This window comes from Streptococcus sp. 27098_8_109, from assembly GCF_041432295.1.
In the GTDB taxonomy this organism is placed as follows: Bacteria; Bacillota; Bacilli; order Lactobacillales; family Streptococcaceae; genus Streptococcus.
In genome coordinates this window covers 1-14,897 of record NZ_JAPVZJ010000028.1, presented here as the reverse complement: position 1 = coordinate 14,897, position 14,897 = coordinate 1, and the positions used below count along the sequence as shown (strand labels likewise).

General features: G+C 39.9%; 12 protein-coding genes, 8 tRNA genes and 1 pseudogene. 18 read left to right on the top strand and 3 right to left on the bottom strand.

Going from position 1 to position 14,897, the window contains the following annotated elements; genetic code table 11:
• Positions 1–3 precede the first annotated feature (3 nt).
• From O3664_RS08830 to O3664_RS08795, 8 genes are all read left to right on the top strand, one after another.
• A tRNA-Met gene (locus O3664_RS08830) sits at positions 4–77 on the top strand.
• A 13-nt stretch (positions 78–90) separates the two neighbouring features.
• Positions 91–164: transfer RNA gene (locus tag O3664_RS08825), tRNA-Ile, on the top strand.
• A 12-nt stretch (positions 165–176) separates the two neighbouring features.
• Positions 177–266, top strand: a tRNA-Ser gene (locus O3664_RS08820).
• Between the two features lie 10 nt (positions 267–276).
• Positions 277–350, top strand: a tRNA-Met gene (locus tag O3664_RS08815).
• 3 nt (positions 351–353) lie between these two features.
• Positions 354–426 (top strand) — tRNA-Phe (locus tag O3664_RS08810).
• Positions 427–446: 20 nt separating this feature from the next.
• A tRNA-Gly gene (locus O3664_RS08805) sits at positions 447–517 on the top strand.
• A 33-nt stretch (positions 518–550) separates the two neighbouring features.
• A tRNA-Ile gene (locus O3664_RS08800) sits at positions 551–624 on the top strand.
• 6 nt (positions 625–630) lie between these two features.
• Positions 631–718: transfer RNA gene (locus tag O3664_RS08795), tRNA-Ser, on the top strand.
• 184 nt (positions 719–902) lie between these two features.
• Here O3664_RS08795 and birA read toward each other — a convergent pair.
• Positions 903–1,838: a bifunctional biotin--[acetyl-CoA-carboxylase] ligase/biotin operon repressor BirA gene (gene birA, locus O3664_RS08790; RefSeq protein ID WP_371613913.1), complete on the bottom strand. Its 936-nt coding sequence runs from the start codon at positions 1,836–1,838 to the stop codon at positions 903–905.
• Complete coding sequence (locus O3664_RS08785; protein ID WP_371613912.1) at positions 1,835–2,695, bottom strand: AraC family transcriptional regulator; 861 nt, start codon at positions 2,693–2,695, stop codon at positions 1,835–1,837. Before O3664_RS08785 ends, birA begins: the two co-directional genes overlap by 4 nt.
• Before the next feature lie 107 nt (positions 2,696–2,802).
• On the opposite strand from O3664_RS08785, the gene O3664_RS08780 reads away from it, so the two are divergent.
• From O3664_RS08780 to O3664_RS08735, 10 genes and pseudogenes are all read left to right on the top strand, one after another.
• Positions 2,803–4,965, top strand: coding sequence for an alpha-galactosidase (locus O3664_RS08780; RefSeq protein ID WP_371613911.1), 2,163 nt, complete (start codon positions 2,803–2,805; stop codon positions 4,963–4,965).
• 34 nt (positions 4,966–4,999) lie between these two features.
• The gene (locus tag O3664_RS08775) at positions 5,000–6,259 is read left to right on the top strand and encodes an extracellular solute-binding protein (protein ID WP_371613910.1); all 1,260 of its coding nucleotides are present in this window, start codon (positions 5,000–5,002) and stop codon (positions 6,257–6,259) included.
• Positions 6,260–6,272: 13 nt separating this feature from the next.
• The gene (locus O3664_RS08770) at positions 6,273–7,139 is read left to right on the top strand and encodes a carbohydrate ABC transporter permease (protein WP_162498863.1); all 867 of its coding nucleotides are present in this window, start codon (positions 6,273–6,275) and stop codon (positions 7,137–7,139) included.
• Positions 7,140–7,152: 13 nt separating this feature from the next.
• Entirely contained in the window at positions 7,153–7,986 is an 834-nt protein-coding gene (locus O3664_RS08765) for a carbohydrate ABC transporter permease (protein ID WP_371613909.1), read from the top strand.
• 320 nt (positions 7,987–8,306) lie between these two features.
• On the top strand, positions 8,307–9,749 hold the full coding sequence (gtfA, locus tag O3664_RS08760) for a sucrose phosphorylase (RefSeq protein ID WP_371613908.1): 1,443 nt from the start codon (positions 8,307–8,309) through the stop codon (positions 9,747–9,749).
• Between the two features lie 137 nt (positions 9,750–9,886).
• Positions 9,887–11,080, top strand: a complete 1,194-nt coding sequence (locus O3664_RS08755) for an O-antigen ligase (protein WP_064275733.1) — start codon at positions 9,887–9,889, stop codon at positions 11,078–11,080.
• Positions 11,081–11,224: 144 nt separating this feature from the next.
• Positions 11,225–11,668, top strand: a complete 444-nt coding sequence (locus O3664_RS08750) for a MarR family winged helix-turn-helix transcriptional regulator (protein ID WP_020903524.1) — start codon at positions 11,225–11,227, stop codon at positions 11,666–11,668.
• Positions 11,669–11,702: 34 nt separating this feature from the next.
• Positions 11,703–11,894, top strand: a pseudogene (locus O3664_RS08745) (polyketide cyclase); the annotation flags it as partial.
• 14 nt (positions 11,895–11,908) lie between these two features.
• On the top strand, positions 11,909–12,637 hold the full coding sequence (locus O3664_RS08740; RefSeq protein WP_261120711.1) for an ABC transporter ATP-binding protein: 729 nt from the start codon (positions 11,909–11,911) through the stop codon (positions 12,635–12,637).
• Positions 12,630–14,150, top strand: a complete 1,521-nt coding sequence (locus O3664_RS08735; RefSeq protein WP_261120712.1) for an ABC transporter permease/substrate-binding protein — start codon at positions 12,630–12,632, stop codon at positions 14,148–14,150. The genes O3664_RS08740 and O3664_RS08735 overlap by 8 nt, the downstream gene beginning before the upstream one ends.
• 137 nt (positions 14,151–14,287) lie before the next feature.
• Here O3664_RS08735 and O3664_RS08730 read toward each other — a convergent pair whose 3' ends face one another.
• The gene (locus O3664_RS08730; protein ID WP_371613914.1) at positions 14,288–14,824 is read right to left on the bottom strand and encodes a TetR/AcrR family transcriptional regulator; all 537 of its coding nucleotides are present in this window, start codon (positions 14,822–14,824) and stop codon (positions 14,288–14,290) included.
• Positions 14,825–14,897 lie beyond the last annotated feature (73 nt).

Below are 14,897 nucleotides of genomic sequence, written 5' to 3'. Positions count from 1 at the left end.
CATGGCGGTGTAGCTCAGCTGGCTAGAGCGTCCGGTTCATACCCGGGAGGTCGGGGGTTCGATCCCCTTCGCCGCTATAATGATCTTGTTGGACCTTTAGCTCAGCTGGTTAGAGCTCTCGGCTCATAACCGAGTGGTCGTAGGTTCAAGTCCTACAAGGTCCATTTGAATAGTATGGAGGATTACCCAAGTCCGGCTGAAGGGAACGGTCTTGAAAACCGTCAGGCGTGTAAAAGCGTGCGTGGGTTCGAATCCCACATCCTCCTTTTGTATTAACGCGGGATGGAGCAGCTCGGTAGCTCGTCGGGCTCATAACCCGAAGGTCGTAGGTTCAAATCCTGCTCCCGCAATAAGGCTCGGTAGCTCAGTTGGTAGAGCAATGGATTGAAGCTCCATGTGTCGGCGGTTCGATTCCGTCTCGCGCCATTTTTATTAATAGTATGTATGCGGGTGTAGTTTAGTGGTAAAACTACAGCCTTCCAAGCTGTTGTCGCGAGTTCGATTCTCGTCACCCGCTTTGAACTTTGTTCAATTACCAAGTTTTTAACTTGGGCGCGTAGCTCAGGTGGTTAGAGCGCACGCCTGATAAGCGTGAGGTCGGTGGTTCGAGTCCACTCGTGCCCATTAATAGGAGAATTACTCAAGAGGCTGAAGAGGACGGTTTGCTAAATCGTTAGGTCGGGTAACTGGCGCAAGGGTTCGAATCCCTTATTCTCCGTTTTAATGAGGGTTTATAACTCTCTTTTTTTGTATTTTTAAGAATAATAGAATAAAACTTCAGATTTGTAAAAATTAATTAGATTACTTATCTGAAGTTTTTTTGCTCTTTGTCAACTGTAGTGGGTTGAAGGAAAGCTAAAATCTTTATATATTGTCGCTTTTATGGTTGTGCTAGTTTATTCTTACTTCCAACTCTTGAGTGAAATTTCTCCGCTATTGAGCCAGATTTCTTTTCCGTTATCACATTGAACTAAAAGTTTTCCACTTTCAGAGATATCTTTAGCAAGTCCCTTGTGGTCTTTTTGATCTAGTGTGAAAGTCACTTCTTTTCCTAGAACGAATGACTGTTTTTTATATAGGTATAATAACTCATCTGCTGGCGTTTTGAAGAAAGAACGCCAGATTTCTATGATTAATTCATTTCTGGTAATAGGTGCTGGAGCTTTGAATAAACTAGCAGCTTTTTCTTTTAATTCTTGAGGGAAGTCTTTGATAGTAAAGTTGATTCCTACTCCAATAATGATATCTGTGACTAAGCCAGTTTCTACTGACGTCATTGCCTCAGTGAGGATTCCTCCAATTTTATGATTTTTGAGGTAGATATCATTGACCCATTTTATGTCGACATCTATTAAAGTTAGGTTCTTAATGGCTTTGTAGATAGCTCCGGCTACAAGTAGTGTGTAGGACGGTAATTTGTCATAGGGAAGATTTGGTTTGAGATGGAGTGTCATATAAATGCCACCTTGTGGTGAGTAGAAGGAACGTTGAAATCGACCTCGGCCTGCTGTTTGATAGGAAGCTATATAGAGGGTGTTTGCTTCATTCCCTAAATCAATTGCTTCTTTTGCATCTAGTTGTGTTGATTTTGTTTCGGGTTTAAAGCTGACTTTAATTGGAAGATTTTCTTCTAGAATCTCTGGAAGAATAAGGTCTCCATTCAGCAGTTTATAGCCTTTGTTTTTGATACTATCAATTTCAATGCCTTCTTGTTCTAGCCGCCTGATGGCTTTCCAAATTGATGTTCGGCTGAGGGATAGTTCTTCTGCGATTTTTTCTCCGCTGATATAGTCGGTTTCTTTAGCTAGAATTTGGTAGACAGCTTGGTAGGATTTCATAGTGTTTCCTTTCTCACTAGTTGGTGTTGGGAATATTCTTTTCTTGTATGACTTGGGGTCTGATTAAAGTATTGTTTATAAGCTTTCGAAAAGTGGAGTGGATCTGAAAAACCTACTGAGTATGCAATTACCTTGATAGACTCTTGGGTATTTTCGAGAAGTTGTTTAGCTCGGTGCATTCGAACGTAGAGTAGGTATTCTTTGGGTGATAAGGTGTTAAATTCTTTGAATACGCTTGATAAGTAGCTTCTGTGAACGGATAGTTCTTTTGCTAAATCTTGAATTGTAAGTGATTGAGGATAGTGGCTATCAATTAATCGTTTGCATTCAAGATAGAGTTGGTAGGTTGATGAAATATTCTTTTTTTTCTGATTGGGAGCAATAGTTCCCAGATGAAACATCAGTTCATGGAGTTGTCCCATGATATGGAGTTGAGCTAATTCATTGGATTTTGTAATCTGAGCGAAGCGGACAATGTCTGAAATGAGTTTTGCAGTAGTCTGGGTATGACAAGTTTCAGATTGGATGAGATAGGCTTGGTCAAAAATTTGAGAAAGAGCAAAATAATCAGGAGCTTTCCCTCCAGTGATTCCTAACCAGTAGTAGGCCCAAGGTTCTTTACTATCTGCTTGATAAAAGGTTAGTTCCTCTGGTTTTAATAGAAAGAAATCTCCTTCTTTTAAATCAACAATTTTACCCTTGTAATGAAATGTTCCTTGTCCTTTACTAATGTAATGTAGAACGTATGTATCACGAATGGCTGGACCAAAGGAGTAATTAGGTGTGCATTCCTCATATCCATAAAAGCTTAGGGAAAGGTCGATTGTTCCAGTTTGGTATTCTGAAAAAACTAGCATGTGCTACCTCCTACCTAACATTTTACCATATTCTAGAGACATTTTTCTATTTTAGAAAGCGATTTCAGATGATAAAATAGAGTCAATAAAGTGATGAGGTGAAGTAAATGGGAGTTAGGATAGAGAATAATCTATTTTATGTTGAGAGTAAAAATCTAAGTTTGATTATTGAAAATCGAAATGGGTACCTACTTTTGAAACATTTAGGAAAGACTATTAAGAACTATAAAAGTTCCAATAGTGTTTATGAACGAGACCATGCCTTTTCAGGAAATCCAACAGCTACTAATCGAACCTTTAGCTTAGATACGCAACGTCAAATTTTTGGACAACATGGTTTGGGTGACTTTAGAAAACCAACTTTACAGGTTCAGCATGATGCAACTGAAGTAACAGACTTTCGATTTGTAGAAGCAAAGATTTTAAAAGGTCAGAATGGTCCACAGGGCTTACCTTCTCCACATAGCATGGACGATACAGAGACTCTTGTCTTAATGTTAGAAGATTCTAAGGCTCAACTTAGTCTGACTTTGTATTATACTGCTTTTGATAATAATGCGACAATTGCTAGCTACAGTAAATTAGAGAATAAGAGTAACCAGGAAGTTGTTATTCATAAAGACTTTTCTTTTATGGCTGATGTTCCAGCTGCAGATTACGAAATCGTAACTCTGCAGGGTGCTTATGCTCGTGAAAAGACTGTTAGACGTCAACAGGTAGAACAAGGAATCTTTTCAATTAGTTCGAACCGTGGAGCTTCTGGGCATGCTCAAACACCAGCTCTTCTACTATGTGATCAAGGAATCACAGAGGATGCAGGGAATGTGTTTTCTATTCAACTAATGTATAGTGGAAACTTTGAAGCTTTTGTTCAAAAGAATCAATTGAATGAAGTTCGGCTGGCTATTGGGATTAGTCCGGAAAACTTTTCTTGGAAGTTAGACCCTGAGGAATACTTTGAAACACCGGTAGCTTTAGTGACTTATTCAGATAAGGGATTAACTGGTGTTAGTCATGAAAGTCATAATTTTGTACTGAAGCACATTCTGCCAAGTAAATTTTCTAAAAAAGAACGCCCAATTCTAATCAATAACTGGGAAGCTACTTACTTTGACTTTCAGAGAGAAAAGCTGTTAGAGCTAGCTGATGAAGCTAAGAAAGTTGGCATTGAACTTTTTGTATTAGATGATGGGTGGTTTGGTAATCGCTTTGATGATAATCGTGCTTTAGGTGATTGGGTTGTTAATGAGAAAAAACTGGGTGGAAGTCTAGAAAGTCTGATTTCAGCTATCCATGAAAGAGGTTTGCAGTTTGGACTTTGGTTAGAACCTGAAATGATTTCTGTTGATAGCGATTTGTATCGTAAACATCCTGACTGGGCTATTCAGGTTCCAGGTTATGAACATACCTATTCTAGAAATCAATTAGTACTTAATCTTGCAAATTCTCAGGTAGTAGAATATTTGAAAAATGTCTTAGATGAACTCCTATCTTATCATGAGATTGATTACATTAAATGGGATATGAATCGTAATATGACTAACCTGGGGAATGGTTCGAACTATATAGAGACACAGATGCAATCTCATCAGTACATGCTGGGGCTTTATGAACTTGTCGCTTATCTGACAGAGAAGCACAGCCATATTCTCTTTGAGTCCTGCTCTGGTGGTGGTGGACGAAATGATCTTGGTATGATGCGCTATTTTCCACAAGTCTGGGCTAGTGATAATACAGATGCTATTGCACGTTTACCAATTCAATATGGCTCATCCTATCTCTATCCAACCATTTCTATGGGGGCTCATGTGTCAGCAGTACCGAATCATCAGATGGGACGAATGACACCATTAGAAACACGTGGCCATGTAGCAATGATGGGAAATTTGGGCTATGAGCTTGATTTGACAAGTTTATCAGATGAAGAGAAAGCTGAGATTGCTAATCAGGTGAACTTGTATAAAGAATTACGACCAGTAGTTCAGTTAGGACAACAGTATAGGTTAATCAATCCCGATGCTGAATCCAACGAAGCAGCTGTACAATTTAACTATGGAAATCAAACGATTGTAACCTACGTTCGCGTTTTGTCAGTTGTAGAGACAATGGAAACAACTTTAAAGTTAAAAGATTTGGATGAAGAGGGACTGTATGAATTACAGGAAAATGGCGAAGTTTACTCAGGTGCAGAACTCATGTATGCAGGCTTAACTGTTATTTTATCCCAAGGAGATTTTTTGAGTAGACAGTATATTTTTAAAAGGCTATAATAAAGGTGTATAAATTTATAAAGGAGGCTTTCCAATGAAATGGTATAAAAAAATCGGACTTCTTGCAATTACAGGTTTAGCTTTGTTTGGGCTCGGCGCTTGCTCCAACTATGGTAAATCTGCGGATGGCACAGTGACCATCGAGTATTTCAACCAGAAAAAAGAAATGACCAAAACCTTGGAAGAAATCGCTCGTGATTTTGAGAAGGAAAACCCTAAGATCAAGGTCAAAGTCGTCAATGTACCAAATGCTGGTGAAGTATTGAAGACACGTGTTCTCGCAGGAGATGTGCCTGATGTGGTCAATATTTACCCACAGTCCATCGAACTGCAAGAATGGGCAAAAGCAGGTGTCTTTGAAGATTTGAGCCACAAAGACTACCTGAAACGCGTGAAAAATGGCTACGCTGAAAAATATGCTGTAAACGAAAAAGTTTACAACGTTCCTTTTACAGCTAATGCTTATGGAATTTACTACAACAAAGATAAATTCGAAGAGCTGGGCTTGAAGGTTCCTGAAACCTGGGATGAATTTGAACAGTTAGTCAAAGACATCGTTACTAAAGGACAAACACCATTTGGAATTGCAGGTGCAGATGCTTGGACACTCAATGGTTACAATCAATTAGCCTTTGCGACAGCAACAGGTGGAGGAAAAGAAGCCAATCAATACCTTCGTTATTCTCAACCAAATACCATTAAATTGTCGGATCCGATTATGAAAGATGACATCAAGGTCATGGACATCCTTCGCATCAATGGCTCTAAGCAAAAGAACTGGGAAGGTGCTGGCTATACCGATGTTATCGGAGCCTTCGCACGTGGGGATGTCCTCATGACACCAAATGGGTCTTGGGCGATCACAGCGATTAATGAACAAAAACCGAACTTTAAGATTGGGACCTTCATGATTCCAGGAAAAGAAAAAGGACAAAGCTTAACCGTTGGTGCGGGAGACTTGGCATGGTCTATCTCAGCCACCACCAAACATCCAAAAGAAGCCAATGCCTTTGTGGAATATATGACCCGTCCAGAAGTCATGCAAAAATACTACGATGTGGACGGATCTCCAACAGCGATCGAAGGGGTCAAACAAGCAGGAGAAGATTCACCGCTTGCTGGTATGACCGAATATGCCTTTACGGATCGTCACTTGGTTTGGTTGCAACAATACTGGACCAGTGAAGCAGACTTCCATACCTTGACCATGAACTATGTCTTGACCGGTGATAAACAAGGCATGGTCAATGATTTGAATGCCTTCTTTAACCCGATGAAAGCGGATGTGGATTAGGAGTAGAGAGACTATGAAAAAAGTATTACAAAAATATTGGGCATGGGCTTTTGTGGTCATTCCCCTCTTGTTACAAGCAATTTTCTTCTATGTGCCGATGTTTCAAGGAGCCTTTTACAGTTTTACCAACTGGACAGGATTGACTTATAACTACAAATTTGTCGGCTTAAACAACTTTAAGCTCCTCTTCATGGATCCAAAATTCATGAATGCGATTGGCTTTACCGCAATCATTACGATTGCCATGGTGGTTGGTGAGATTGCACTCGGGATCTTCATTGCGCGTGTCTTGAACTCTAAAATCAAAGGCCAAACCTTCTTCCGTGCTTGGTTCTTCTTCCCAGCTGTTTTGTCTGGTTTGACAGTGGCTTTGATCTTCAAGCAAGTCTTCAACTACGGTCTTCCAGCGATTGGGCATGCCCTTCATATTGAATTTCTCCAAACCAGTCTTTTAGGGACTAAGTGGGGAGCGATCTTTGCGGCTGTCTTTGTCCTTCTTTGGCAAGGGGTGGCTATGCCCATCATCATCTTCCTAGCTGGTTTGCAATCTATTCCAACTGAGATTACAGAGGCAGCAAGGATTGATGGCGCGACTAGCAAGCAAGTTTTCTGGAACATTGAATTGCCTTACTTGCTACCAAGTGTCTCTATGGTCTTTATCCTATCCCTAAAAGGTGGGCTGACTGCTTTTGACCAAGTCTTTGCCATGACCGGTGGTGGTCCAAACAATGCCACGACCTCACTTGGGCTTTTGGTTTATAACTATGCCTTTAAAAACAACCAATTCGGTTATGCCAATGCCATTGCCGTAATCTTGTTCTTCTTAATTGTAGTGATTTCGATCATCCAATTGAGAGTATCTAAGAAATTTGAAATTTAAGAGGAGAAGCATGATGAAACAAGATGAAAGAAAAGACCTGATTGGCAAATACATTCTATTGATTCTAGGATCGGTTCTGATTTTAGTGCCGCTCCTTGCTACCCTCTTTAGTTCTTTCAAACCCACTAAGGATATTGTAGACAATTTCTTTGGCTTTCCAACCAACTTCACATGGGACAACTTTAGCCGTCTCTTAGCTGATGGGATCGGAGGCTATTATTGGAACTCTGTCGTCATCACTGTCTTGTCTTTACTTGCAGTAATGATCTTTATTCCGATGGCAGCCTACTCCATCGCTCGCAATATGAGTAAAAGAAAAGCCTTTACCATCATGTATACCCTCTTAATCCTCGGAATCTTCGTACCTTTCCAAGTCATCATGATTCCGATTACGGTTATGATGAGTAAACTCGGTTTGGCTAATACCTTTGGTTTGATCTTGCTCTACTTGACCTATGCGATTCCACAGACCCTCTTTCTCTATGTTGGCTATATCAAAATCTCGATCCCAGAAAGTCTGGATGAAGCAGCAGAGATCGATGGGGCTAATAAATTTACAACCTATTTCCGCATCATCTTCCCAATGATGAAACCGATGCATGCGACAACCATGATCATCAATGCCCTTTGGTTCTGGAATGACTTCATGTTGCCACTCCTTGTCTTGAACCGGGATTCCAAAATGTGGACTCTGCCTTTGTTCCAATACAACTACGCAGGCCAATATTTCAACGACTACGGACCAAGCTTTGCCTCATACGTTGTCGGCATTATCAGTATCACCATTGTCTATCTCTTCTTCCAAAAACATATCATTTCAGGAATGAGCAACGGAGCAGTGAAGTAAGAAGAACTCATGGAATCTATAGTTTCTGACACAGAGGAAGGGTTCAACTTGTTGATAATTCTATGTAGAAAACAAGAAAGTAGTACTTAGTTTATCACAGTCTATATTAGTACGAGTTTGATAATAAACAGAGATTTAATACTCAATGAAAATCAAAGAGCAAACTAGGAAGGCTAGCCGCAGGTTGCTCAAAGCACAGCTTTGAGGTTGCAGATAAAGCTGACGTGATTTGAAGAGATTTTCGAAGAGTATAACATGAACTTGATTTACGAAGCCAAGTCATATAAGACTTGGCTTCAATTAGAAAAAGGAGAGTAATGATGCCAATTCAGAATAAAACCATGTTGATTACCTATTCAGATAGTCTGGGAAATAATCTTAAAGACTTATATGAGAATTTGGAAGAGTATTTTGGAGATGCTATTGGGGGAGTTCACCTTCTACCATTTTTCCCATCAACAGGTGATCGTGGATTTGCGCCAGTTGACTACGACGAAGTGGATTCAGCTTTTGGTGATTGGGAGGATGTTAAGCGTTTAGGTGAGAAATATTATCTTATGTTTGACTTTATGATTAATCATATTTCTCGTCAATCTAAGTATTATAAGGACTATCAAGAAAAACATGAAGCCAGTGAATTTAAAGATCTCTTTTTAAACTGGGATAAGTTTTGGCCAGAAAACCGTCCGACACAGTCTGATGTAGATTTAATTTACAAGCGTAAGGATCGTGCACCAAAGCAAGAGATTGTGTTTGAAGATGGGTCAGTGGAACATTTGTGGAATACCTTTGGTGAGGAGCAGATTGATCTTGATGTGACCAAAGAAGTAACGATGGAATTTATCCGTAAGACCATTCAGCACTTGGCAAGTAATGGGTGTGATTTGATTCGTCTAGATGCCTTTGCTTATGCAGTGAAGAAATTGGATACTAATGATTTCTTTGTAGAACCAGATATTTGGGATTTATTGGACAAAGTTCGAGATATCGCTGCTGAGTATGGGACAGAGCTCTTACCTGAGATTCATGAACACTATTCGATTCAGTTTAAAATAGCGGATCACGGTTACTATGTTTATGATTTTGCTCTTCCAATGGTGACACTTTATACTCTTTACAGTTCCAGAACAGAGCGTTTGGCTAAGTGGTTAAAGATGAGCCCAATGAAGCAATTTACGACGCTAGACACCCATGATGGGATTGGAGTGGTGGATGTCAAGGATATCCTGACAGATGAGGAGATTGACTATGCTTCAAATGAACTCTATAAGGTTGGAGCTAATGTCAAACGTAAGTACTCCAGTGCCGAGTATAATAATTTAGATATCTACCAAATCAATTCAACCTATTATTCTGCGCTTGGAGATGATGATGTCAAGTATTTCCTTGCACGATTAATTCAAGCATTTGCTCCAGGTATTCCTCAAGTTTACTATGTAGGTCTATTAGCAGGCAAGAATGATTTGAAATTATTAGAAGAAACTAAAGTAGGTCGAAATATTAATCGTCATTACTATAGCAATGAGGAAATAGCAGAAGAAGTCCAACGTCCTGTAGTGAAGGCCCTTCTCAATCTATTTTCTTTCCGTAATCGATCAGTAGCATTTGATTTAGAAGGAACTATTGACGTTGAAACACCAACAGCCCACAGCATTGTAATCAAACGTCAAAATAAAGATAAGTCCGTAACAGCAGTAGCAGAAATTGATCTGCAAAATCAGACTTATCGGGTAATTGAGAACGGAATTGAAGTAACATTTTGAAGACTTGATATGGTTGATAAAATAGGGTTTTTATTTTAGAAAACGTTTCCTTTGTTTTCAAATTGCTAAAAAAGTGGTACAATAAAGGGTAGCTTACTATTATCTGAATCAACTGATTTGGAGAGAAAGGATTCATTTTGAAATCAATAGGCTTTATTGAAAAGCTGAAAGGGTTGTCTAGTAAAGAGCTGATTTTATTGGGAATTATCCTGAGTATCTTTTTACCCTTTTATCTTTTTGTAGTTGTATTCTGTTTATATATTATCAGTTTAATTTTCACAGGAGACATGAAAAGTATTCTTCAGAAAATGGGGGAGCATCCGATGCTACTTCTTTTTCTTGGCTATAGTACTGTTATATCCGTTTTTGCACAAAATTGGATGGGAGTTGTGGCTTCAGTAGGAATTTTTCTATTTACTGTTTTCTTTTTGCATTATCAGTCGATTTTATCACATAAATTCTTTCGATTGATTTTGCAGCTCGTCTTGTTTGGTAGCGTTTTGTCAGCTGCTTTTGCGAGTTTAGAGCATTTCCAAATTGTGAAGAAATTCAACTATGCTTTTCTTTCACCCAATATGCAGGTCTGGCATCAGAATAGAGCAGAAGTGACCTTCTTTAATCCTAATTATTATGGAATTATTTGTTGTTTCTGTATCATGATTGCCTTCTATCTGTTTACAACGACCAAGTTGAATTGGTTGAAAGTATTCTGTGTGATTGCAGGTTTTGTTAATCTCTTTGGTTTGAACTTTACTCAAAATCGAACTGCCTTTCCTGCTATTATCGCTGGAGCAATCATCTATCTCTTTACGACCATTAAAAACTGGAAGGCCTTTTGGCTTAGTATTGGGGTCTTCGCGATTGGCTTGAGTTTCCTCTTTTCTAGTGATTTGGGAGTTCGGATGGGGACTTTGGATTCTTCTATGGAAGAGCGCATTTCTATCTGGGATGCTGGGATGGCCTTGTTTAAGCAAAATCCTTTTTGGGGTGAGGGGCCATTGACCTACATGCACTCGTATCCTCGGATAAATGCTCCTTATCATGAACATGCTCACAGTCTATATATCGATACGATTCTGAGTTACGGAATTGTGGGGACTATTTTATTAGTTTTGTCTTCTGTTGCTCCTGTTCGATTGATGATGGATATGAGTCAGGAGTCGGGGAAACGTCCGATTATCGGTCTTTATCTGTCTTTCCTTACAGTGGTTGCTGTACATGGAATTTTTGACTTGGCCCTCTTCTGGATTCAGTCAGGTTTCATTTTCTTACTAGTTATGTGCAGTATTCCGTTGGAGCATCGAACTTTGGTATCGGACATGACGGATTAAGTTTATAAGATTAAAATCTTCTATCTTGGGTAGGAGATTTTTTTACTGGGAAAAATTATTTCCAAATCGAAATAGTTGACAGTTAGAACGATGAGTGTTACAATTGTTTTATTCTTTTCGATATCGAAATAAATTGGAGGTGTTATGAAGGATAGTCATTTGCTAGCCCATCATATTCGTTTGTTGAATGGGCGGATTTTTCAAAAGTTACTGAGCCAAGACCCTGAAGCTCTTTATCGGAGTGAGCAGGGCAAGATTTTAGCGGTTTTATGGAATAGTGAAACTGGCTGTGCAACTGCAACAGATATTGCGCTTGCGACTGGGCTTGCTAACAATACACTGACGACGATGATTAAAAAACTAGAGGAACAAAATCTTGTAGCTATTAGTCCATGTGGAGAAGATAAGCGTAAGAAGTATTTGGTTTTAACAGAGTTGGGGCAGTCTCAGAAAGAAGTGGGGTATCGTGTCAGTCAGAAATTGGATACGATCTTTTACAAAGGATTTTCAGAGGAAGAAATTCGTCAGTTTGAAGCCTTTCAAGAAAGAATTTTGGATAATCTGAAAGAGGAGGAAAATGAGGTTTAAAATGGAGCAAATTAGCTGTTTATAAGTAAAGGCCACTTTCGACTTTGTTTTCCAACTCTTAGGACAAGGGAACTATGTGGTTAGCTATGGTCAGACTCAGATTGATGGAGTTGCCTATGCCCAGTACGATATCTTCCGTCTAGAAAACGGGAAAATTGTGGAACATTGGGATAATAAGGAAGTCATGCCTAAGGTAGAAGACTTGACCAATCGAGGGAAGTTTTAAATTGAGGATACAGAATGATTGAATACAAAAATGTAGCTTTACGCTACACAGAAAAAGATATCTTGAGAGATGTCAATTTACGAATTGAGAATGGCGAGTTTATGGTTTTAGTTGGTCCATCTGGATCAGGTAAGACGACCATGATTAAGATGGTCAACCGCCTCTTGGAACCGACTGATGGAAATATTTATATGGATGGCAAGCGTATCAAAGACTATGATGAGCGTGAACTTCGTCTTTCTACTGGTTATGTTTTACAGGCTATTGCTCTCTTTCCTAATCTAACGGTCGCGGAAAATATTGCCCTGATTCCTGAGATGAAGGGCTGGACTAAGGAAGAAATTGCTCAGAAAACAGAAGAGCTTTTGGCAAAGGTTGGTTTACCAGTAGCTGAGTATGGGCATCGTTTGCCTAGTGAATTATCTGGTGGAGAACAGCAACGGGTCGGTATTGTTCGTGCTATGATTGGTCAGCCTAAGATTCTCCTCATGGATGAACCTTTTTCAGCCTTGGATGCTATTTCGAGAAAACAGTTGCAGATTCTGACGAAAGAATTGCATAAAGAATTTGGGATGACAACGATTTTTGTAACCCATGATACGGATGAAGCTCTGAAATTGGCGGACCGTATTGCTGTCTTGCAGGATGGAGAGATTCGCCAGGTGGCGAATCCCGAGATGATTTTAAAAGCTCCTGCAACAGATTTTGTAGCAGACTTGTTTGGAGGTAGTGTTCATGACTAATTTAATTGCAACTTTTCAGGATCGTTTTAGTGATTGGTTGACAGCTCTATCTCAACATTTGCAGTTGTCACTTTTGACCTTGTTGCTGGCCATCTTTATAGCGATTCCTTTGGCTGTTTATCTTCGATATCATGAGAAGTTAGCGGATTGGGTCTTACAGATTGCAGGGATTTTCCAGACCATCCCGTCTCTTGCCTTGTTGGGGCTCTTTATCCCCTTGATGGGAATTGGAACCTTGCCAGCTTTGACAGCTCTAGTGATCTATGCGATCTTTCCGATTTTACAAAATACCATCACTGGACTCAAGGGAATTGATCCAAGTCTACAAGAGGCTGGGATTGCCTTTGGGATGACTAGGTGGGAACGTCTCAAGAAATTCGAAATTCCACTTGCCATGCCTGTTATGATGTCTGGAATTCGGACGGCGGCGGTCTTGATTATCGGTACGGCAACCTTGGCGGCCTTGATTGGGGCGGGAGGACTGGGGTCCTTCATTCTTTTGGGAATTGACCGTAATAATGCCAGTCTGATTTTGATTGGGGCCCTTTCTTCTGCAGTGCTTGCCATTGCCTTTAACTTCCTACTAAAAGTGATGGAAAAAGCAAAATTGCGGACGATTTTTTCTGGTTTTGCCTTGGTGACAATATTGCTCGGTTTGTCTTATAGTCCAGCTCTTTTGGCTCAAAAAGAGAAAGAGAACCTGATCATTGCTGGAAAATTGGGACCGGAACCAGAAATTTTGGCCAATATGTATAAGTTACTGATTGAAGAAAATACCAGCATGACTGCGACTGTTAAACCGAATTTTGGGAAAACAAGCTTTCTCTATGAAGCTCTGAAAAAAGGCGATATTGATGTCTATCCTGAATTTACTGGTACGGTGACTGAAAGTTTGCTTCAACCATCACCCAAGGTGAGTCATGAGCCAGAGCAGGTTTATCAGGTAGCGCGTGATGGTATTGCCAAACAGGATCATCTAGCCTATCTCAAACCTATGTCTTATCAAAATACCTATGCTGTAGCTGTTCCGAAAAAGATTGCTCAAGAATATGGCTTGAAGACCATTTCGGACTTGAAAAAAGTGGAAGGGCAGTTGAAAGCTGGCTTTACTCTCGAGTTTAATGACCGTGAAGATGGCAATAAGGGCTTACAATCAATGTATGGTCTCAATCTCAATGTAGCTACGATGGAACCAGCCCTTCGCTATCAGGCTATTCAGTCAGGTGATATTCAAATCACGGACGCCTATTCGACTGATGCGGAATTGGCGCGTTATGATTTGCAGGTCTTGGAAGATGACAAGCAACTCTTCCCACCTTATCAAGGAGCTCCACTGATGAAAGAAGCTCTTCTCAAGAAACATCCAGAGTTGGAAACAGTTCTCAATAAATTGGCTGGTAAAATTACTGAAAGCCAGATGAGCCAGCTCAACTACCAAGTCGGTGTTGAAGGCAAGTCAGCAGAACAAGTAGCCAAGGAGTTTCTACAAGAACAAGGTTTGTTGAAGAAATAGACTGAGAATGTCACACTCAACTTGGTTAAACGACCATATAGAAAAATGCTCAGACAATGTCGTCTGGGCTTTTTTGATTGTTGAAAAGATGAAAACTCAGTAGCCTAGAAATAAGGCAACTGAGCTCTACTCTGTATTCAATTTTTAGGAATGAGAAGGTCTAGATAAAACTGGACAACTTCTTGTTCTGTGAAATCTTGCCCTTTTTTAAGCCACCAGGTTAATGTCTCGATAAAGTTGGTTACAACTAAGTGTTGGAGATAAGAAGCAGGCAGACTTGGGTGAGCTTTTTTCAAATCCTCAGCCAGCATGGGATAGACGTGGTGCTCCAGCTCTCTCTGGAGTTGACGGAGGAAGTAGTCATTTTTGGAGAATAGTAAACTAGTGATATGGTCTTGATTTTTCTGAAAATGCAGAAAGAGGTGGGCGAGATAATCCTCGGTTGAAATGGACTCCTCTCTTTCAAAGAGGTGATGGAAGAGGTAGCGGCAAAGCTCGTCCAGAAGTAGTTCCTTGCTCTCATAGTGACAGTAAAAGGTGGATCGTCCCACATCTGCGAGATCAATGATATCCTGAACTGTAGTGGATTCGTAGCCCTTCTCGTTCAAAAGTTGTAGAAAAGCTTGATAGATGGCTTTTTTTGTTTTGCTGATACGGCGGTCAATATTAGTCATATGGACATTTGAGGCAAATTGTTCAGAACTGAATAAAGCTGACATTTTGCTTCTATCCTTTCTTTGAGTTTTA

Bases quoted from the DNA above. Each gene is read 5' to 3' on its own strand.
- O3664_RS08765 (WP_371613909.1), top strand. From the start codon at position 7,153: ATGAAACAAGATGAAAGAAAAGACCTGATTGGCAAATACATTCTATTG.
- gtfA (WP_371613908.1), top strand. From the start codon at position 8,307: ATGCCAATTCAGAATAAAACCATGTTGATTACCTATTCAGATAGTCTG.
- birA (WP_371613913.1), bottom strand. From the start codon at position 1,838: ATGAAATCCTACCAAGCTGTCTACCAAATTCTAGCTAAAGAAACCGAC.
- O3664_RS08750 (WP_020903524.1), top strand. From the start codon at position 11,225: ATGAAGGATAGTCATTTGCTAGCCCATCATATTCGTTTGTTGAATGGG.
- O3664_RS08730 (WP_371613914.1), bottom strand. From the start codon at position 14,824: ATGACTAATATTGACCGCCGTATCAGCAAAACAAAAAAAGCCATCTAT.
- O3664_RS08735 (WP_261120712.1), top strand. From the start codon at position 12,630: ATGACTAATTTAATTGCAACTTTTCAGGATCGTTTTAGTGATTGGTTG.
- O3664_RS08775 (WP_371613910.1), top strand. From the start codon at position 5,000: ATGAAATGGTATAAAAAAATCGGACTTCTTGCAATTACAGGTTTAGCT.
- O3664_RS08770 (WP_162498863.1), top strand. From the start codon at position 6,273: ATGAAAAAAGTATTACAAAAATATTGGGCATGGGCTTTTGTGGTCATT.
- O3664_RS08780 (WP_371613911.1), top strand. From the start codon at position 2,803: ATGGGAGTTAGGATAGAGAATAATCTATTTTATGTTGAGAGTAAAAAT.
- O3664_RS08785 (WP_371613912.1), bottom strand. From the start codon at position 2,695: ATGCTAGTTTTTTCAGAATACCAAACTGGAACAATCGACCTTTCCCTA.
- O3664_RS08740 (WP_261120711.1), top strand. From the start codon at position 11,909: ATGATTGAATACAAAAATGTAGCTTTACGCTACACAGAAAAAGATATC.